The organism is Sphingomonas gellani, from assembly GCF_900110035.1.
In the GTDB taxonomy this organism is placed as follows: domain Bacteria; phylum Pseudomonadota; class Alphaproteobacteria; order Sphingomonadales; family Sphingomonadaceae; genus Sphingomonas; species Sphingomonas gellani.
The window spans coordinates 75,314-92,916 of the sequence record NZ_FOCF01000004.1; the positions used below are offsets into that span (position 1 = coordinate 75,314).

Sequence of the window (17,603 nt, forward strand, 5' to 3'; positions counted from 1 at the left end):
TGGATCAGCGTGGGGTCAGCGTGACGCTGCCCAGTTCGTGCGTCCCCGCCGCCCGGCCGGCATCGGCGGGCGCGGTGAACGGCACCCGGACCAGTTCGCGGCCGCCCGTCTCCCGCGCCGCCTCGACGTTCAGGATATAGGCGCCGGGCTTCAGGTCGGCGGGCAGGGGAATGGCGTGCGTGCCGGGCGCGCGGGTCGCGCCGCTGACGCCGTTCGCCGGCAGCGCCAGGCTGCTGCCGCCCTTGCGCCACCAGGCGCGCAGCTCGGGCAGCCACTTCGTACCGGGCTCCTTGCCGCCGGGCTTGCCGTTGTACCACAGCGCAAGCGTGCGCGCCGGGCCGCCAGCGGCCGGTTCCAGCCAGATCGCGACATAGGGGCGGTGGTATTCGGCGACCGACTGGGCCGGGATGGTGACGTTGATCGTGCCGGCCGTGGCCGGTGCGGCGATCGCGGTGCCGACAAGGGCGAGGGAGGACAGGCGCATGGGTTGACCTTTCAATGGATCAGGAAGGCGGCGATGGCGGCGGGCACGATCACGCCGGCCGCGACGACCGGCCAAGTGGACGGACGATGGCGCGCATGGAGCTGGAGCAGCAGAAGCCCGGTCAGGGTGAACAGCACGCACGCGCCCGCGAACAGGTCGATGAACCAGAACCACGCACGGCCCGTGTTCCGCCCCTTGTGCAGGTCGTTCAGATAGCTGACCCAGCCGCGATCCGTGACCTCCGCCTTGATCGCGCCGCTGTGCCGGTCGACGCTGACCCATGCGTCGCCGCCTGGTCGGGGCAGCGCCACATAGACCTCGGCATCGGACCACTCGCCGGCATGGCCGCGCGGGTTCAGATGCACCGCGTCGTCGATCTCGGCGGCGATCGCGTCCGGCAGTGGCGCGTCTGCGGCATGCGCGGTGGCGAGCGGGCGGAGCAGCGAGCGGGGAAGCTGCCCGGTCCGTTCGCTGGTGGTCGGCGCCGCCGTGATCGAGGCCGCGTGGTTGAGCGTGATGCCCGTCACCGCGAACAACAGCATCGCGACCAGCGACATCGCGGCGCTGATCCAATGCCACGTATGAAGCTGCTTCACCCACCATCCACGCCACTTGCGCCGTGGCCTGGCGCGGACGGCGGGCGCGTTCACGCGTCGGCCCAGCGGCGCAGCAGGTTGTGATACACCCCGGTCAGCTTCACCACCGCCGGATCGGCCTGCCCCTGAACCGCCGCGACCGATTGCACCGCCTGATCGAGTTCGAACAGCGTCCGCCGTTCCCCCTCGTCGCGCACCATGGATTGGATCCAGAAGAAGCTGGCCGTGCGCACCCCACGCGTGACCGGCGTGACGCGGTGCAGGCTGGATGCGGGATACAGGACCATGTGGCCGGCGGGCAGCTTTACGGTGTGTGGCCCGAACTGATCCTCGATCACCAGTTCGCCGCCGTCATACGATGCCGGGTCTTCCAGGAATACTGTCGCGGACAGGTCGGACCGGATGCGGAAGTCGCTGCCCCGGCGGATGCGGACCGCGTTGTCGACATGGAGGCCGAACGCCTCACCGCCCTCATAGCGGTTGAATAGGGGCGGAAAGACCTTCAGCGGCAGCGCGGCCGCGACGAACAGGGGTGACGCGGCCAGCGCATCCAGGATGATGCCCCCCGCCGCCCGCGCCGCCGCCGAGTCCTCCGGCAGCTGTCGGTTGCGCTTGGCCAGCGCCGACTGGGCGCCGGACGTGATGTTGCCGTCGACCCATTCGGCCGCGCCGACCAGGTCCCGCACACGCGCTAGCGTGGCGGCGTCCAGCATGTCCGGTATCGCGATCAGCATGCGTTCCTCATCGCCGCGACCCCTTCGCGTGTCAGGCGGGCATCGCCGGTCGCGCGCAGCCAGGCGACCGCCTTGTCCACGAAAGCCGGCGTGCCGCCCGCCGCCGCCCGCGCGAGCCAGGGCAGCGCCGCATCCACATTCCCGGCGTCGATCAGCATGCGCGCATGGTTGAACTGACCGCGAAAGTCGCCCGCCTCCGCCGCCCTTGCATAACAGTCCGCCGCCTTGGCCATGTCGCGCTGGTGCACCCAGCCGTCCTCGGCAAAGCTGCCGATATGATTGATCGCCTTGGCATAACCGAGAGCGGCCGCCCGTTCGAACAGGGTCAGCGCCGCCACCTTGTCCTCTGCCACGCCCTCTCCCAATGCGAGCAGCGTGGCGTGATTGTACATCGCCTCGACCAGCCCGAGTTCCGCCGCCACGCGGAAGCAGGCAACGGCCCGTGCCTTGTCGATTTGCGTGCCCCATCCCAGGTCGTAGCATCGCCCGACCATGTTGAGCGCCATCGCATTGTGCTGCGCCGCCGCCTTCACGAACCAGCCCAGTGCCGCCCTCGGATCGGCGGCAACGTCGGCGCCGTCGAGCAACATCTGCGCATAGACCAGCTGCGCCTCTGCATGCCCCGCCTCGGCCGCGGCGCGCAGGAACGCCGCCCGCTCCGCCGCTGGAGCGGCGAGGCGGGCCTGGATATCCTCGTTCGAGAGCGCATCGAGCGCGAGCATGGCGGTCGTCAGTACCGCAGCGTCACCGTGCCGAACACCGTCCGCCCCGGCGCGATCGACGCGTAATGCGAGCTGTACGCCTGGGTGAAATAGGTCTTGTTGGTCACGTTCTGTGCGTTGACGCTGAGTTGCAGGTACGATGCGACATCGTAGCTCGCGCGCAGATCGAAGCGCCAGTAATCGTCGATGGTGCGGTACAGCGTCTTGGTCGCCGGAGTGACCGTCACCACGCCGGCGGACGTCTGCGTCGCGGAGCGGTTGTCCGCATACCCGCCGAACTGCCGCCCGGTATAGATCGCGGTGCCGCCGATCTGCAGGCCATGGAGCACCTCCACATTTGTGGTGGCGGTGAAGCTGTTCTTCGCCGTCTGGGGCAGTTGCTTGCCCGTGTTGACGGAGGGCACCAGCACCGTCTGTGCCGCCCGCGCGCCGATCGCCGGCGCTGTCAGCGTGGCGAAGCCGCCGTCCAAGATCTTCGGGTCGAGATAGGTGTAGCCGCCGAAAACAGACCAGCCGGGCAGAATGGTGCCGCTGACGCTGACCTCTACGCCGTCGATCCGGCTCCGGCCGATAAAAGCGGCCGTGTTCTGGTCGCTGGTCACGCGCGCGTTGCTGATGTCGGTGCGGAACACGGCCACCTGGCCGCCCAGCCGGCCACCGAACAACGACGCCTTCGCGCCCGCCTCGTACGACTTGGTCTTCGTCGGCTTCAACGCGTCGATCAACGCCAGGTTGGCCGGGCTGTTGACGGTGCCGAGCGAGTTCTGCTCCTGTCCTTCGCCCAGCAGGCTGTTGGGCGGCGTCGCGGAGGTGGCGTAGCTTGCGTAGAGGCTGGTCTCCTCAGTCGGCTTGAAGACAAGCCCGGCCTGCCAGTTGAACAGGTTGTCGACCCGCTTCAACCGGAACCGCGCCGTGTTCGCATAGGTCAGGCCGGGTTGCAGGACCGATTTGAACCGGTCGTACCGCGCGCCCAGGTTGAGGATCAGCTGGGGCAACAGGGTTATGGAGTCGAACGCGTAGACCGCCTGGGTGGTGCCGTCCTGCTGGGTTTCCTCGTTCGGCAGCGACTTGACGATGGGCGACGCCACGGTCGACGTGTCGCTGGCGTAATTGACCCACGGGTCGGACGGGTTCGGGTTGAACAGGCTGGTGCAGTAGAAGCGCGCGATCGTCGCGGCGTTGCACCGTGGCGTGATCGTCGACCCGGCTGACAATATCTCGACGCCGTTGCCGTTCAGGAAACCGCGCGTGACGAAGGTGCCGCGCCGCGCCTTCTCCCACGCGAACTCGGTGCCGACGGCAATGCTGTGCTGCACCGATCCGGTGTCGAAGGTGCCGTACAGGTCGGTCTGGTCGATGATGCTGTCGGTATAGCCGTAACGCGTGTTGCCGCGCCGCCAGACATAGCCGCCGGAAATCTGGTCGCCACGTGCGCCCGCCGCCCCGGTCGTCGGATTGGCGGCGGCGGTTCCGTAGACGTTGCCCGTGCTGTCGTCGGGCAGCAGGAAGATATAGGATTGCGTCGACCGGTTGTACCGCGCGGTGTTGCGCAGGGTCAGCGTGCCGAAATCATGCTCGATCCGCATCATCGCCTGATGCGTCTTGGCATCGCGGAAATCGCGGTTCTTCAGGCCGTAATAGGTGGATCGGTCGACATGGCCGGTCTGGCCGTTTAACAGCGTCACGTCGCCGATCGCGGGACGCGAATAGATGTCGCCGGTGCCCGGCGCGTTGTTGATCGTGTAGAGATAGGGAATGCCGCTGTCGGGCAACTCGTGGCTTTCCAGATAGTAATAGCTGGCGGTCAGGCGCGTCGGCGTGCCGATGCCGATCGTGAACGACGGGGCCACGCCCCATCGGCGCGCGTAGATCGCATCGCGATCGGCAAAATCCTGATCGTGCCACAGGCCCTGGATACGGAATGCGACGATGTCGGACAGGCGATAGTTGGCGTCGCCGGACACGCGCTTGAAATCCGCGTTGCCCGCGCTCGCGCTGACGCTGGCGAAGGTCTTGGCGACGGGCAGCTTGGAAATGATGTTGAGCGTACCGCCCGCCGATCCGCGTCCCCCCAGGGTGGAGTCGGAGCCGCGCACGATCTGCACCGTGTCGACCGCGAACACCTCGCGCGTCTGGGCACCGATGTCACGCACGCCGTCGACATAGATCGACCCCTGACTGTCGAAGCCGCGGATGAAGGGGCGGTCGCCGATCGGATTGCCGCCCTCCGCCGCGCCGAAAGTGATGCCGGGCACGGTGCGCAGCGCGTCCTGGAGCGACACGGAGCCGGTCTGTTGGATGACCTCGGCCGGCAGTTCCACGATGGAGCGGGGCGTGTCGACCAGCGGCGCGACATCCTTCGGATCGGCGGCGCGACGGGCGCGCTCACCGGTCACGACGACGTCGTCGGAACGGGATTGCTGCGGATCGGGATCGGCAACCGCAGGCTTGGCCGCCGTGTCGGCAAAGGCCGGGGCCGTGCCGAACGCGCCTACACAGGACAGCGCCAGAAAGGCGCCCGAACGCGGAACATCTAACGTCATCAAATCCCCCCTGATGACGCGTCGCTATTGCGACTGACTCGCGATGTCAACGCTATTGCGAATCGTTATTGCATGGGCGGGCGCCTGTCGCGCTTTCTTTGCGCGGGATCAAACCTTGGTTCGGAGCGCGCATAGACCGGAAGCTCAAGACTTTCACGTAGCCATTGGGTCAGCCTTGGCGGCGTAAGCATGCGGGCAGAGGATGCACAAAAATGTACCCACACCCCCTCAAAGTGCCCTCGTTTGGCTTCGGTCCGGCCTCGCGTCTACCCTTCGCGGATCAACGCGCGTGGGGCAGGGACTTGGCCCAGACCGTCTGCGCGTTGGTGAATTCCCGCAGGCCGAAATGCGACAGTTCGCGACCGTAGCCACTCTTCTTCACGCCGCCGACCGGTATGCGTGCATTGGTCGCGCTGAACCCGTTGATGAAGACGCCGCCCGTCTCGATCCGCCGGGCGATCCGCTGTCCCTTCGCCACGTCGCCGGTCCAAAGATTGCCGCCCAGGCCGTACTCGCTGCTGTTCGCCAGCGTGATCGCGTGCTCGGCGTCGTCCGCGACGGTGATCGCCGCGACGGGCCCGAACGTTTCCTCGTCGAACGCCGCCATGCCCGGCCGCACATTGGCCAGCACGGTCGGCTGGTAGTAATTGCCGTCGCCAGGCACCTTGTGCCCGCCGAGCAGCAGGGTCGCACCCTGATCGATCGTCCGCAGCACCTGATCGTGCAACTGGTCGCGCAGATCGGCGCGCGCCATCGGCCCGATGCGGTTTGTCGCGTCGGAGGGGTCGCCGACCGTCAGCGCCCTGGCCGCCTCCACGAATCTGCGCGTGAACGCGCCCGCGATTGGTGCCTCCAGGATGAAGCGCTTGGCCGCCAGGCAGACCTGGCCCGTGTTCTGGAAGCGCGCCTCGATCCCCGCCGCCACCGCCCGGTCGAGATCGGCATCAGCGAGGACGATGAAGGGGTCGCTGCCGCCCAGTTCCAACAGGCTCTTCTTCAGCGCGCCCGCAGCCGTTGCGGCGACCGCCGCGCCCGCCCGCATGCTGCCTGTCAGCGTCACGGCGGAGATCCGTCTGTCCTCGATCACATGCGCGACCGCGTCGTTGTCCGCGTTCAGATTGGCGAACAACCCTGCGGGAAAGCCGGCATCCTCATGCGCGGCCTGTAGCGCGTAGGCGGCACCCATCACGTTGGGCGCATGTTTCAACACGAAGCCGTTGCCAGACAGCATGATCGGCGCCGACGCGCGGATCGCCTGCCACAGAGGGAAATTCCACGGCATCACGCCCAGGATGGTGCCGATCGGCAGATAGGAGACATAGACCCGGTCGTCGCCTTCGACTGCTACCGGCTCGTCGGCAAGGATGGCGGGACCATGGTCCGCGAGCCACTCGATCGTCGCGGCGCACTTCTCCACCTCCGCGCGGGCGGCGGCGATCGGCTTTCCCATTTCATCCGTGATGAGGGTTGCCAGCCTGTCGATCCTTTCGCGCAGAATCGCGGCAAGCTTCCGGTATGCGGCGACGCGCTCGGTCATCGGCGTGTCGCGCCACAGCCGGTACGCGCCCTCGCTGGCGGAAAGCACCTGTTCCACCTCCTCCGGAGTCTGGAAGGGGTAGGTGGCGATCAGCGCACCGGTCGCCGGATTGCGCGAAACCGCGGCGGCTGTGTCGATCTTGATGTCGGTCATGTCGGTCTCTGTACCCATTTACGGTGATCGGGGGCTGCGCGGTCGATCTGTTGAGCCTGCTGTTCGGCTATATAGGTGCTCTTGCACGCCGCGTTGCCGATAGGTGCGGCAACAGACACCGGCGAAGCGCGTCTTGAGTTTCGTAAACGCGACATCCCGCTCGGTTGTGCCCTCACGACCATCGAGAGCCCGTTTGCCGCACGCACCCTGCACGGCTGGGTTCGTCCAAGGCGAGGGGACAGTCCTTCAGCCGCGCTCCTCGCCCGATCGCCCAAGAGTGACACGGTCGCTCGGTCATGCCTATGATGCGCCATGGAGAGCAACCAAGTCGCGCGACCTGCTGGCGCATCAAGGGACTGCGCGACTGGCGTCCCGATTCTCAACACGCCGGCGCTCCTCCAGCAATCCTGCGCCCGCTCCGGTTCCAATCTGCCGCAGACTGTGAACGCTGCGAGCAAAGCCCGCTTCACGCGCCACCCGGAGAGAAGCCATGCATGACATGTCGCCTGCCGCCCCAACCGGCGCCCCCGACGACGCCCGGGTGACCACCGCGATCGTGCAGAGCGCGGCCGGGGCGGCGCTGGGGGGCCTATTGTTCGGATTCGACACGGCGGTGATCTCCGGCGCCACGCAGGCACTTCAGGCGCGGTTCGCGCTGTCGGATGCAGCGCTTGGCTTCACGGTGGCGTCGGCGCTGATCGGCACGGTGATCGGCTCGCTGATCGCGGGCGCTCCGGCGGATCGGTATGGTCGCAGGGCGGTCATGCTGTCCGTCGCGATCGCCTATGTGGCATCATCGTTGGGCACGGCGGTCGCCGCGAGCTGGCTGGTGCTGATCGCGTTCCGCCTGCTGGGCGGCCTTGCCATCGGCGCCGCCTCGGTCGTGACGCCCATCTATATCGCGGAGGTGTCGCCTGCCCGTTTCCGGGGGCGGCTGGTTGCGATGAACCAGCTGAACATCGTGCTCGGCATCCTGATCGCGTTCCTGTCCAACTACCTGATCGCGCAGGCGCTGCCGCCGGATCGCGCGTGGCGCTGGATGTTCGGCATCGTCACCATGCCGTCGGCGCTGTACCTCGTTGTCACCCTGTTGCTGCCGGAGAGCCCACGCTGGCTGGCGGTCCGCGGTGGTCGCGAAAAGGCGAAGGTGGTGATGACGCGGCTCGGCTTCCTCGATCCCGAGGCGGAATTGGGCCGGATCGATGCGGCCGAACGACGCGAGCATGGCCATGGCGCGCCCAGGCTGTTCCAGGCGGCACACAGCGTGCCGGTCGCATGTGCCATCGCCATCGCCATGTTCAACCAGCTGTCGGGCATCAACGCGCTGCTCTACTACGCGCCGCGCATCTTCGAACTTGCCGGTGCCGGTGCGCAATCGGCCCTGCTCCAGTCGGTGGCTGTCGGCGGCACCAACCTGGTCTTCACGATCGTGGCGCTGTTCCTGATCGACCGGTTCGGGCGGCGGCCGCTGCTTTATGTCGGGTCGGTGGTCTGTGCAGCGGCGTTGCTGCTGGTCGGGTGGCAGCTGGAGCGCGCGGCGCCGAACGGCACGCTGATCCTGGCCGGGCTGCTCGGCTTCATCGCCGCCTTCGCCGTCAGCCAGGGCGCGGTGATCTGGGTGTTCATTTCCGAAGTGTTTCCCAGCGCGGTGCGCGGCAAGGGGCAGGCGCTGGGATCGACCACGCACTGGGTCATGGCCGCCGCCATCACCTGGCTGTTCCCGATCGTCGCGGGCGCGGTCGGCGGCTGGGTGTTCGCGTTCTTCGGCGCGATGATGCTGCTGCAACTGGTCTGGACGTGGCGTGTGATGCCGGAAACCAACGGTGTGGCGCTGGAGGACATGGACCTGAGGCGGGCCACGGCCTGACAGGACTGGGGCGGGGTGGAGCCGTACCGAGGATGCCAGGGGCGGCGCGGGACGTTGTAGGCACTCTTGGCAAGGATGGAGACGGGTGGTCATGCGGATGAAGGTGTTGGCGGTGTCGGTGGTGTTGGCGGGCTGCGGCCCTACGCCGTCGAACCATGCCGACCGGAACCGGTCCGATGCGGTGGCCCCGGTCACCGCCAACGCGACCGTGACGGAACTGCCCGCCGCCAAGGAAGCGAGCGGATCGACCCCTGCGCAAGGCACGCAATCCTGCCGTGACGAAATCGGCCCCGCCGCCGCCGGGCGACTGGCCGCGCAATGCCGGGCTGCGTCCCCGGCGACGCGGCCGCCATGCAATGTCGCGAACAGCTGCTCGATGATCCGCGACGAGATCGAGCGGAGCTGCAAGCTGTTCGCCGACACCGATCCGCTGCCGGCGGACCTGTGCCCGACGCAGGGTGCCGCGACCGCCACGACGCCGGTTTCCGTGGTGCGCGCCTATTATTCGGCTATCGCTGCGCACGATTATGGCCGTGCCTATCGGCTCTGGCGCGACGAGGGGAGGGCGAGCGGCAAGAGCCTGGCCGATTTCACCCGCGGCTTTGCGGACACGGCCGATACGTCTGTCGATCCCGGCACGCCGTCCGATCCGGAGGACGCGGCGGGGTCGACCTACGTCACACTGCCGGTCACGGTGCAGGCGACGACGCGGTCCGGTGCGCGCCAGCGGTTCCGGGGCAGCTATGTGCTGCGCCGCGCCAATGATGTGCCGGGTGCTTCGGCCGTTGATCGTAGCTGGCGCATCGATTCCGCCACTTTGAAGCCGGTCGGCTGACCAGCGCCTGATTACTACTGCCCGAAGGCGGCCGTTCGGGCTGACTCTCTTCCGGCTCCGGCGCCGGGTTTTAAATCAAGCGTCTCAGGCTGAAAGCCGGCCCGGAGTCGGGCTGCTGCATGACCGACGCGCCAGGCGCTCGGTCGGGGGTCATTCCTCCACCACCGTTGCCGCCGGTGCGCGACCGGCGGCGGCATAGGCGTTGATGATACCCTCCAACAGCCCGGGGTACCGCGCCTCCACTTCCTTGCAGCGCGGGTGGTTGCGCACCTCGACCCCGTGGCGCTCGCTGCGGATCAGCCCCGCCTCCCTCAGCACCTTGAAGTGGTTGGACAGCGACGATTTCGGAATGACGCGGTCACCCAGTGAGGACAGCGCCGAACACGCGCCGACGCAGCCATCCGTCATGATCTTGATGAACATCGCCGCGCGATCGGGATCGGCGAGCGCATGCAGGATCGCCTCCGGCGGTATGTCGTCCAGGGAAGGATGGAGCAGGGGCCTCATGTTTCTTCCATATGGGGCTTGATTATCGCCGCACTAGTTCCAGATTCCCGAACCATGGGACAACGGCTACCGATGTTGGAGCCTCCCCATGCAGGAGTGTCGCAGTTATGGCAAAGCTGGATGGCAAGGTCGCGGTCGTGACCGGGGCGTCGAAGGGGATCGGGGCGGCGATCGCAAAGGAGCTGGCGGCGGGCGGTGCCTCCGTCGTGGTGAACTACGTGTCTAGTCAATCGGGAGCGGATGCGGTCGTGGACGCGATCACCGCCGCGGGCGGACAGGCCGTCGCGGTACGCGGCGACGTGTCGAAGGCGGGGGACGCGCAGGCGCTGATCGATACGGCGGTCGAGCGTTTCGGTCGGTTGGACGTGCTGGTCAACAATTCCGGCGTGTACGAATTCTCGCCCATCGGGGATCTGACCGAGGAGCATTATCACCGTCAGTTCGACGTCAACGTGCTGGGCGTGCTTCTCGCCACCCAGGCTGCGTCGCGGCATCTTGGCGAGGGTGGCAGCGTCATCACCATTTCGTCCGCGATCACCCATGTCAGCACGCCCAATGCGGCTGTCTATGCGGGTACGAAGGGGGCGGTGAACGCCATCTCCGGCGTGCTGGCCAACGAACTGGCGCCGCGCAAAATTCGGGTCAACGTGGTCAGCCCCGGCTTTGTCGTGACCGAGGGCACCCACACGGCGGGGATCATCGGTTCCGACATGGAGGCCGGGATCGTCGCCCAGACGCCGCTCGGTCGCGCCGGTCAGCCGGACGATATCGCGCAGGTCGTGGCTTTCCTGGCGTCGGACGATGCGGGCTGGCTGACCGGTGAGAACATCACCGCAAGCGGCGGCATCCGCTAGTTTCCGCTGGCTTTCGGCCACGCCTTGCTTCCCCGGCGAGGCGTGGCCGGCTTGGGATTCAGTCTCATCGGCCGGAGCGGCGGTATCTGCCGCTGTATCGATGCCGCAAGTGCGAGGCAATCGGCGCAACTATCTGGGAACTTCGCGCTGGGTCGCTCTTTATCGCGGCATGGACAGCAACATCCTCCAGCCATCCGCGTTCCTGCGCCCCGCCATCCTGCTGTCGGGCACAGTCGATCAGGACATGTACGGCAATTTCCGCCGTCAGCTCGATGCGGCCCCGGAGGAGGGACTGTGCATCGTCGAGCTGTCGACCCTGGGCGGCGATCCCGAAGTCGCGCGCATGATGGGCGAGGACATTCGTTTCCACAGCGACCTGGGCCCCGACCGGCGCTTCGTGTTCCTCGGCAAGGCAGCGGTCTATTCGGCCGGCGTCACGTTCATGAGCTTCTTCGCGAAGTCGAACCGCTATCTGACCCGTGGTACCCGGTTGATGATCCACGAGCGGCTGATGGGATCCACATTACAGATCAACGGGCCCCTGACCCAGTGCGTTGCGACGGTGACGGCGAAGCTGCACGAACTGACCGCATCGATCGACATCCAGAACGAGGGGTTCACCAACCTGGTGCGCGGGTCGGACGTATCGCTGGACGAGCTGCTCAGTCGGGCGCCCAGCAACTGGTATGTCGAGGCGTTCGAGGCGCAGGAACGCGGCCTGGTCGAGGCGGTCCTTTAAGCGTCAATCCGGCATGAACGGCGGCGACGGAATGGTCGCGCGCACTTCATCGAGCAGCATCGACCAGCGCATCGACAGGTCGTCGAAATACGCGTCGCGCGCCTCGATCCGGCGCGACACGACCGGCGCCGCAGCATCGGCCGGCATGACGATCAGGTCGAGCGGCCGGCCGACCGACAGGTTGGAGCGCATCGTCGAATCGAAGCTGATGAGACCCAGCTTCACCGCCTCGTTCGCCGGCATGTCGTAGCGCAGCGATCGGTCCAGGATCGGCTTGCCGTATTTGATGTCCCCGATCTGGAGGAACGGCTTGTCGCGCTGACACTCGATGAAGTTCCCGGCTTCGTAGAACAGGTACAGGCGCAGGCGCTCGCACCCGATCCGCCCCCCCAGCAACAGAGACACGCCCGTGGAGATGCCCTGGGCGGTCAGGCCGGCCGACACCTGATGGCGGGCGGCCAGCATCGCTTCGCCCACCATCTGCGCGGCGCGGAACATGGAGGTCGCCTCGCTCAGCCGTCGCGGCGGCCCGCCTTCCTCGGCCGGGGGCAGGCCCTCCGCCAGGGTGGCCAGGATCATCTGCGTGACCGACAGGTTGCCCGCAGTGGCCGCCACCAGCAGCCGGTCCGCCCCGCTCGCGACCAGATGCAGTTTTCGATAGGTCGAGATGTCGTCGACGCCCGCATTGGTGCGGGTGTCCGCGATCATCACCAACCCTTCCTCGACCAGCATGCCGAGACCGTACGTCACTGCAACGATCGCTCCATCAACTCTGCCGCTGGTATCCCGACTGCGTCACCGACACCGCCACGTCCAGCGTTTCCTCTCCCATGCCGGTCCTGGCGCCTGCGATCGGTGCGGCCTCCCGGTAATCCAGCCCGACCGCAACCCGGACATAGGCGTCGTCGGGGGAAATGCCGTTCGCGCTGTCGAAGCCAACCCAGCCCAGATCCTCGACGCACGCCTCCGCCCAGGCATGGGCCGCCGGCTGTTCGTCCGCCCCGTCGCGGCGGAACAGATGGCCGGAGACATAGCGGGCGGGAATGCCCATCTCGCGCGCCGCCGCGACGAAGACGTGCGTGAAATCCTGGCACACGCCGTGACCCATGCTCAATGCCTCTGCCCCCGTCCGCCGTACGTCCATGCCGCCGGCGTCGAAGCGCATGCGATCCGCCAGCATCCCGTTCAGCGCGTGCAGCCGGCCCAGCGGATTGTCGGCGGCGTGGTGCGCGTCGTCGGCCAGCGCGACGATGGCGGCATCGGCCTTGGTCAATGGCGACGATCGCAGGAACACCGCCGACTGTAACGGCTCTGCCGCGCCCCTGACGACCCCGGCGCGATCCTCGGTCAGCACGTCGCCGGCAACCTCGATCGTCAGCGCCTCCAGCGGGCCATCGACATAGATCATGGTGATCTCGTTGCCGTAACCGTCCCGCGTCGGGCGCAGCCGTGCGTCGCAATCCACGTCGATCTCCCACCCGATCACCGTCTGGCCGGCGAAACTGCCGGGTGTCAGGCGCGCGAGCTGGACCAGCCGAACCTGCGGTTGGTCGAAGCGATAGGTGGTGCGATGGCGGATCTTCAGGCGCATCAGGTGAACCGGAATTGTTGGGAGATGGCGCGATCCAGATCGGACATGTCGTCGATGAAGCGTCCCAGATACTCGTGCAGTCCGCCCTGGAACAGCGCATCGATGCTGGCGCCGCGCATCGATTGACGCTGGCGCCGGGCCAGGCGATCCGCCTCGCCCTGCATGCCTGTCCGCTGGCCGATGCGGTTGAGCAGCGTGACGATCCGCTCCATCGACGCCATCAGCGATCGCGGCAGTTCGTCGCGCAGGATCAGGAACTCGGCCACCAGCCAGGGTTTCAGCCCCTGTCGGTACAGCCATCGATAGGCGGTCACCGCGGACACCGTGCGCAGGATGCCGGTCCACTGGTCGCGATCGACCGCGCCGCCGACCGGCTCGCCCTCCGGCAACAACAGGTGATATTTGACGTCGAGCAGCCGCGCCGTGCCGTTCGCGCGCTCCACCGCCGTACCCAGCGCAATCAGCGCGCGCGCCTCGTTGTGCAGCATCCGGTTCAGCGCCCCCTCGAACCCGCGCGCGTCGGCCTTCACCTCCTCGACCAGGGTCAGGATGATTTCCGAATCCGGCAGGTGCTGGCGGCTGCGCACGCTGATCCAGGCGCGGTTGATGGAGATCCACGCTTCGCGCGACAGGGCGGTGCGCACCGCCCGGGCATTGTGGCGGGCCGCGTCGATGCAGGACCGGATCGAGCTTGGATTGGCGGTGGACAGCAGCAGGTATTGCGCGACCTCCGCCGGGGACAGTGCTTCACCCTCCGCGCCGACATCCACGCCCGCGGCGGCGACGGCCAGCGCCGACGACCAGGCGTCGCTGCCCGCCGGACGCGCCGCCAGCTGATCCAGCCGCAGCGTCGCCTCGACCAGTTGGGCGGTGAACTCGGCCCGTTCGACATAGCGGCCGAGCCAGTAAAGGGAGGCGGCAGTGCGCGACAGCATCAGACGCTCCCTCCCAGCGGCGGATCGGTGAACAGGTCGGGCAGGATCTGACTCTGGTGCATGCCCTCCAACGATTGCGACTGCATGGTGCTGCGGTCGCCCAGCACGAAACTGTCCTTGGTGCCGCCGCCCTGGCTGGAATTGACCACCAGCGACCCTTCACGCAGGGCGACGCGGGTCAGGCCGCCGGGCGTGATCGTGATCCCGTCCGCCCGTTTCAACACAAAGGGGCGGAAGTCGACGTGGCGTGGCGCCAGGCCCTGCTCGACCAAGGTGGGACAGGTCGACAGCGCCAGCGTCGGCTGCGCGATGTAGCGATGCGGTTCCGCCTTCAGCGCGGCGCGGAACCGCTCGATCTCGTCCCTGCTGGACGTCGGTCCGACCAGCATCCCGTAACCGCCCGACCCGTCGACCAGCTTCACCACCAGCTCTTCCAGATGGTCGAGCGTATAGGACAGCGCCTCCGGCTCGCGGCAACGGAATGTCTGCACGTTGGGCAGCAGCGCTTCGCCACCCGAATAATATCGCACGATCTCCGGCATGTAGCTGTAGATTGCCTTGTCGTCGGCGATGCCGGTGCCCGGCGCGTTGACCAGCGCGACGTTTCCCGCGCGGTAGGCGGCGATCAGCCCGGGCACACCGAGCATCGAGTCCGGGCGGAAGACCAGCGGATCGAGGAAGTCGTCGTCGATTCGGCGGTATATGACGTCGACCCGGACCGGCCCGGAAATGGTGCGCATCCACACCACGTCGTCGCGCACTTCCAGGTCCGCCGCCTCGACCAGCTCGATGCCCAGATTGTCGGCGAGGAAGCTGTGTTCGTAGAATGCGGAATTGAAAGGACCCGGCGTCAGCAGGACGCACACCGGTTCGTTCGCGGCGCGGTCCGGCGCCACCGAGCGCAGGGTCGACAACAGCGCGTCGGGATATCCATCCACCGGCTGTACCGGGAACAGGGTGAAGAGTTCGGGGCAGAGGCGCAGCATCGCCTCCCGATTCTCGATCATGTACGACACGCCGGACGGGGTCCGGGCATTATCCTCCAGCACGAAGAAGTCGCTTGGCCCCGTACGCACCAGATCGATGCCGCAGATATGGGCAAAGATCCCTTTTGGCGGGCGGATGTCGGCAATCGGGGCGGCGAATTGCGGGTTGCGCAGGATCAGGTCGGCCGGGACCACCCCGTCGCGCAGGATCCGCCGTTCGCCATAGATGTCGAGCAGGAAGGCGTTGATCGCCTCCACCCGCTGTTCCAGGCCACGCGTCAGCGAGGCCCATTCGCCGGCGCTGAACACGCGGGGCAGCACGTCGAACGGGATGATCCGCTCCGCCGCCTCTTCCTCGCCATAAACCGCAAAGGTGATGCCGATCTGGCGAAAGGCCGCCTCGGCCGCATCGTGGCGACGCTTCAGGTCGGCGACCGGCGTCCGGTCGATCCAGTCCACAAGCGCGCGCAGTTCCCGGCGCGGATCACCACCGACGCCGAACACTTCATCGAAAACCTCGCGATCCTGCATGGCATCTCCAGATTTCCCGTAAAGCTGCATGAGGTTTGTGCGTTGCACAAGAGGTTTATCCGGCACTTACTTTCGCGCGGGGCCTGAAACAGCGCCCCCGTCGCATGATCGCCAACCGCTTGCGCGGGCAGCGATACGATCGTCAGCGTCGGCCCCGCGTGTCGTCCAGGAAAGCCGCAACCCAGACCAGCGGCGCGTTCCAGTTTATCGCTACCTCGTTCTGGGTGAAGGCGCGCGCATCGTCGGACCAGCATGTCAGCGGCCGGCATCGTCCCTTCATCGCGGCCGCGACGGGATCGGTCATCGCGACGCTGTTTGGGCCGCCGGACAGGACGCCGGGCGGTGGCAGCGGAAAGGACGGGTCGATGCCGTGGCCCCAGAACCGGTGGTGTGGGTTTCGCATCGGCCGCACGCCATAACCCGAAACATAGGACCGATCGAGCGGGTTGCGGCCCAGCACATAATCCAGCGCATCGGTGACGGCGGTCCGGTATTCCACGCGCCCGGTCAGGTCGTAGGCGGTGCCGAGCAGGACCGCGCGGTCGAGCAGGGCGCCGTTCGACCCCCACTGCGTGTCACCGGACGCTGCGGGAAAGCGATAAGGCTGCGCTGCGTCATCCGCGAGCAGGCGATCCGCGCCGGCCAGCAGTGCCCGGCGCTGAACGGCGATCAGGTCCGCCGGCACGTTGCTGCGCACGCTCAGCAGCGAGATCGCGCCCAGTGTGGCGGTATCGCCCCAGCCGATCGCGCCGGGCGCTCCCCGTGCGCCGAACGGGGACTGCGACAGTGCGGCCACGGCGTTGGCATCGCCGGTCGTGATCGCCAGCTCGGCGGCTGCCCAATAGGCCTCGTCCGCGACGGTCCGGTCGCCGTACCCGCCGCTGCCGGTGAAGCGGGCGTCTGCGAACAGCGCCGGCTCCCGCGCGGCGGCGGCATAGGCGCGGATCGCAGCGTCGAGACAGCGTCTGGCGAAAGCGGGATCGATCGTCCGCCAGATACGCGCCGCCTGTGCCGCGACCGCGGCCAGGTTCAGCGTAGCGGCGGTGGAGGGCGGATACAGCGCGCGGGTGGCGTGATCGTCCTCGACGCGCAGGGGCAGGGCGGCCCAGTGCGTGTCGGCAACCTTGTGCCAGGCCAGCCCGCCTCCCTCGATCATGCGCGTGCCCCTGCCGTCCGCCGCCAGAACGGCGACACGCGTACCGGCCGGGATCTGCATGCGCAGCATCCAGTCGATCTCGTAGCGCGCCTCATCGAGCAGGTCGGGAACCGCGTTGCCCGCCTCCGGCAGCGCAAGTACGCCATCATGCATCAGCGCGCCGCCATGCGCACGTTCATAGGCGTTGAGCAGCGTCCAGACGCTGATCCCCGCATTCACGACATATTTGCCGCGATCCCCCGCGTCGTACCACCCGCCGGTGACGTCGACCTTGGCGTTGCAGCCGGGCCACACCACGCCCAACGTGTCGGTGCCGGTGAAGCACGTCGCCACCTCATGCGAGTGGCCGGCGGGGCGGGCCAGGTCCGGGCGCTGCACATGCGCGGCCAGGATGGGGATGCCCGCGCGTTGCTGGTAGAAAAAGCTCATCGCGTCGCGGAACAGCGCAGCAAAGGGCCGCTCCGCGACGATGATCGGGCGGCTGACGACCCCGTTGGCCGCCAGCGTGTAGCGGCCGGGCGCCAGATGCCGGTCGATCGTGACGGTGGCCACGGATTGATCCGAACCCGCGTCCGGCACAGGCTTGGCCGACCCGTTCGCGACCGCGTCGCCGGCTTCGGTCCGGAGCGTCCAGTCCACCGGCGCTGTAGTCTCGATCGCGAAACGCTTCGGGCCATCGGCCTCGAACCCGACCTGATCGAAGCGGATCGGGGAAGCGGCCGGCTCGTCCGTCGCGCCGAGCAGCAGGGTCGCCAGGGCCGCCATCCCCCACCTTGCGCCAATCGTCATGGCGCGACGGCCTCCGCACCCCTTTGTGACCTGAACTCAGACTG

At 67.5% G+C, this 17,603-nt stretch carries 16 protein-coding genes; 4 read left to right on the forward strand and 12 right to left on the reverse strand.

The genetic code is table 11. The annotated features are described in order from the left end of the window. Positions 1 to 4: 4 nt before the first annotated feature. The 6 genes from BMX37_RS09125 to BMX37_RS09150 form a co-directional block, all read right to left on the reverse strand. Positions 5 to 484: a DUF2271 domain-containing protein gene (locus BMX37_RS09125; protein ID WP_093665441.1), complete on the reverse strand. Its 480-nt coding sequence runs from the start codon at positions 482 to 484 to the stop codon at positions 5 to 7. Between the two features lie 11 nt (positions 485 to 495). After that, on the reverse strand, positions 496 to 1,134 hold the full coding sequence (locus tag BMX37_RS09130) for a PepSY-associated TM helix domain-containing protein (protein WP_093665442.1): 639 nt from the start codon (positions 1,132 to 1,134) through the stop codon (positions 496 to 498). Continuing rightward, positions 1,131 to 1,814, reverse strand: coding sequence for a Fe2+-dependent dioxygenase (locus BMX37_RS09135; protein ID WP_093665443.1), 684 nt, complete (start codon positions 1,812 to 1,814; stop codon positions 1,131 to 1,133). Before BMX37_RS09135 ends, BMX37_RS09130 begins: the two co-directional genes overlap by 4 nt. After that, positions 1,808 to 2,536, reverse strand: coding sequence for a tetratricopeptide repeat protein (locus BMX37_RS09140; RefSeq protein ID WP_093665444.1), 729 nt, complete (start codon positions 2,534 to 2,536; stop codon positions 1,808 to 1,810). Before BMX37_RS09140 ends, BMX37_RS09135 begins: the two co-directional genes overlap by 7 nt. Positions 2,537 to 2,544: 8 nt before the next feature. Then, positions 2,545 to 5,079, reverse strand: coding sequence for a TonB-dependent receptor (locus BMX37_RS09145; protein WP_093665445.1), 2,535 nt, complete (start codon positions 5,077 to 5,079; stop codon positions 2,545 to 2,547). A gap of 280 nt (positions 5,080 to 5,359) precedes the next feature. Next, positions 5,360 to 6,769 (reverse strand): NAD-dependent succinate-semialdehyde dehydrogenase, encoded by a 1,410-nt coding sequence (locus tag BMX37_RS09150; RefSeq protein ID WP_093665644.1) that lies wholly within the window; start codon positions 6,767 to 6,769, stop codon positions 5,360 to 5,362. A 490-nt stretch (positions 6,770 to 7,259) separates the two neighbouring features. Here BMX37_RS09150 and BMX37_RS09155 point away from each other — a divergent pair, with 490 nt between their 5' ends. Beyond that, positions 7,260 to 8,636, forward strand: coding sequence for a sugar porter family MFS transporter (locus BMX37_RS09155; protein ID WP_093665446.1), 1,377 nt, complete (start codon positions 7,260 to 7,262; stop codon positions 8,634 to 8,636). Positions 8,637 to 8,727: 91 nt separating this feature from the next. Then, entirely contained in the window at positions 8,728 to 9,471 is a 744-nt protein-coding gene (locus BMX37_RS09160; RefSeq protein ID WP_212611422.1) for a hypothetical protein, read from the forward strand. A 150-nt stretch (positions 9,472 to 9,621) separates the two neighbouring features. On the opposite strand, the gene BMX37_RS09165 is transcribed toward BMX37_RS09160, so the two are convergent. Next, the gene (locus BMX37_RS09165; RefSeq protein ID WP_093665447.1) at positions 9,622 to 9,978 is read right to left on the reverse strand and encodes an ArsR/SmtB family transcription factor; all 357 of its coding nucleotides are present in this window, start codon (positions 9,976 to 9,978) and stop codon (positions 9,622 to 9,624) included. Positions 9,979 to 10,085: 107 nt separating this feature from the next. On the opposite strand from BMX37_RS09165, the gene BMX37_RS09170 reads away from it, so the two are divergent. Both BMX37_RS09170 and BMX37_RS09175 read left to right on the forward strand, forming a co-directional pair. Next, a complete protein-coding gene (locus BMX37_RS09170) occupies positions 10,086 to 10,832 on the forward strand; it encodes a glucose 1-dehydrogenase (RefSeq protein ID WP_093665448.1) in 747 nt (248 codons plus the stop codon). 169 nt (positions 10,833 to 11,001) lie between these two features. Then, on the forward strand, positions 11,002 to 11,571 hold the full coding sequence (locus BMX37_RS09175) for a Clp protease/crotonase-like domain-containing protein (protein ID WP_093665646.1): 570 nt from the start codon (positions 11,002 to 11,004) through the stop codon (positions 11,569 to 11,571). Positions 11,572 to 11,574: 3 nt separating this feature from the next. On the opposite strand, the gene BMX37_RS09180 is transcribed toward BMX37_RS09175, so the two are convergent. The 5 genes from BMX37_RS09180 to BMX37_RS09200 all read right to left on the reverse strand — a co-directional run bounded on the left by BMX37_RS09180 (position 11,575) and on the right by BMX37_RS09200 (position 17,535). Next, positions 11,575 to 12,321, reverse strand: a complete 747-nt coding sequence (locus BMX37_RS09180; RefSeq protein WP_093665449.1) for a proteasome-type protease — start codon at positions 12,319 to 12,321, stop codon at positions 11,575 to 11,577. A gap of 16 nt (positions 12,322 to 12,337) precedes the next feature. After that, entirely contained in the window at positions 12,338 to 13,162 is an 825-nt protein-coding gene (locus BMX37_RS09185; protein WP_093665450.1) for a transglutaminase family protein, read from the reverse strand. Further along, on the reverse strand, positions 13,162 to 14,097 hold the full coding sequence (locus BMX37_RS09190) for an alpha-E domain-containing protein (protein WP_093665451.1): 936 nt from the start codon (positions 14,095 to 14,097) through the stop codon (positions 13,162 to 13,164). Before BMX37_RS09190 ends, BMX37_RS09185 begins: the two co-directional genes overlap by 1 nt. Further along, positions 14,097 to 15,614: a circularly permuted type 2 ATP-grasp protein gene (locus tag BMX37_RS09195; protein WP_093665452.1), complete on the reverse strand. Its 1,518-nt coding sequence runs from the start codon at positions 15,612 to 15,614 to the stop codon at positions 14,097 to 14,099. Before BMX37_RS09195 ends, BMX37_RS09190 begins: the two co-directional genes overlap by 1 nt. A 142-nt stretch (positions 15,615 to 15,756) precedes the next feature. Then, positions 15,757 to 17,535 carry a glycoside hydrolase family 9 protein gene (locus BMX37_RS09200; protein ID WP_093665453.1) on the reverse strand — a complete coding sequence of 593 codons (1,779 nt, stop codon included), beginning with the start codon at positions 17,533 to 17,535 and terminating at the stop codon, positions 15,757 to 15,759. Positions 17,536 to 17,603: the final 68 nt, after the last annotated feature.

What these genes read in the sequence shown, in the direction of transcription:
- BMX37_RS09195 (WP_093665452.1), bottom strand. Translation starts at nt 15,614, where the DNA reads ATGCAGGATCGCGAGGTTTTCGATGAAGTGTTCGGCGTCGGTGGTGAT.
- BMX37_RS09165 (WP_093665447.1), bottom strand. Translation starts at nt 9,978, where the DNA reads ATGAGGCCCCTGCTCCATCCTTCCCTGGACGACATACCGCCGGAGGCG.
- BMX37_RS09190 (WP_093665451.1), bottom strand. Translation starts at nt 14,097, where the DNA reads ATGCTGTCGCGCACTGCCGCCTCCCTTTACTGGCTCGGCCGCTATGTC.
- BMX37_RS09185 (WP_093665450.1), bottom strand. Translation starts at nt 13,162, where the DNA reads ATGCGCCTGAAGATCCGCCATCGCACCACCTATCGCTTCGACCAACCG.
- BMX37_RS09145 (WP_093665445.1), bottom strand. Translation starts at nt 5,079, where the DNA reads ATGACGTTAGATGTTCCGCGTTCGGGCGCCTTTCTGGCGCTGTCCTGT.
- BMX37_RS09200 (WP_093665453.1), bottom strand. Translation starts at nt 17,535, where the DNA reads ATGGCGGCCCTGGCGACCCTGCTGCTCGGCGCGACGGACGAGCCGGCC.
- BMX37_RS09150 (WP_093665644.1), bottom strand. Translation starts at nt 6,769, where the DNA reads ATGACCGACATCAAGATCGACACAGCCGCCGCGGTTTCGCGCAATCCG.
- BMX37_RS09140 (WP_093665444.1), bottom strand. Translation starts at nt 2,536, where the DNA reads ATGCTCGCGCTCGATGCGCTCTCGAACGAGGATATCCAGGCCCGCCTC.
- BMX37_RS09125 (WP_093665441.1), bottom strand. Translation starts at nt 484, where the DNA reads ATGCGCCTGTCCTCCCTCGCCCTTGTCGGCACCGCGATCGCCGCACCG.
- BMX37_RS09160 (WP_212611422.1), top strand. Translation starts at nt 8,728, where the DNA reads ATGCGGATGAAGGTGTTGGCGGTGTCGGTGGTGTTGGCGGGCTGCGGC.
- BMX37_RS09155 (WP_093665446.1), top strand. Translation starts at nt 7,260, where the DNA reads ATGCATGACATGTCGCCTGCCGCCCCAACCGGCGCCCCCGACGACGCC.
- BMX37_RS09170 (WP_093665448.1), top strand. Translation starts at nt 10,086, where the DNA reads ATGGCAAAGCTGGATGGCAAGGTCGCGGTCGTGACCGGGGCGTCGAAG.
- BMX37_RS09135 (WP_093665443.1), bottom strand. Translation starts at nt 1,814, where the DNA reads ATGCTGATCGCGATACCGGACATGCTGGACGCCGCCACGCTAGCGCGT.
- BMX37_RS09175 (WP_093665646.1), top strand. Translation starts at nt 11,002, where the DNA reads ATGGACAGCAACATCCTCCAGCCATCCGCGTTCCTGCGCCCCGCCATC.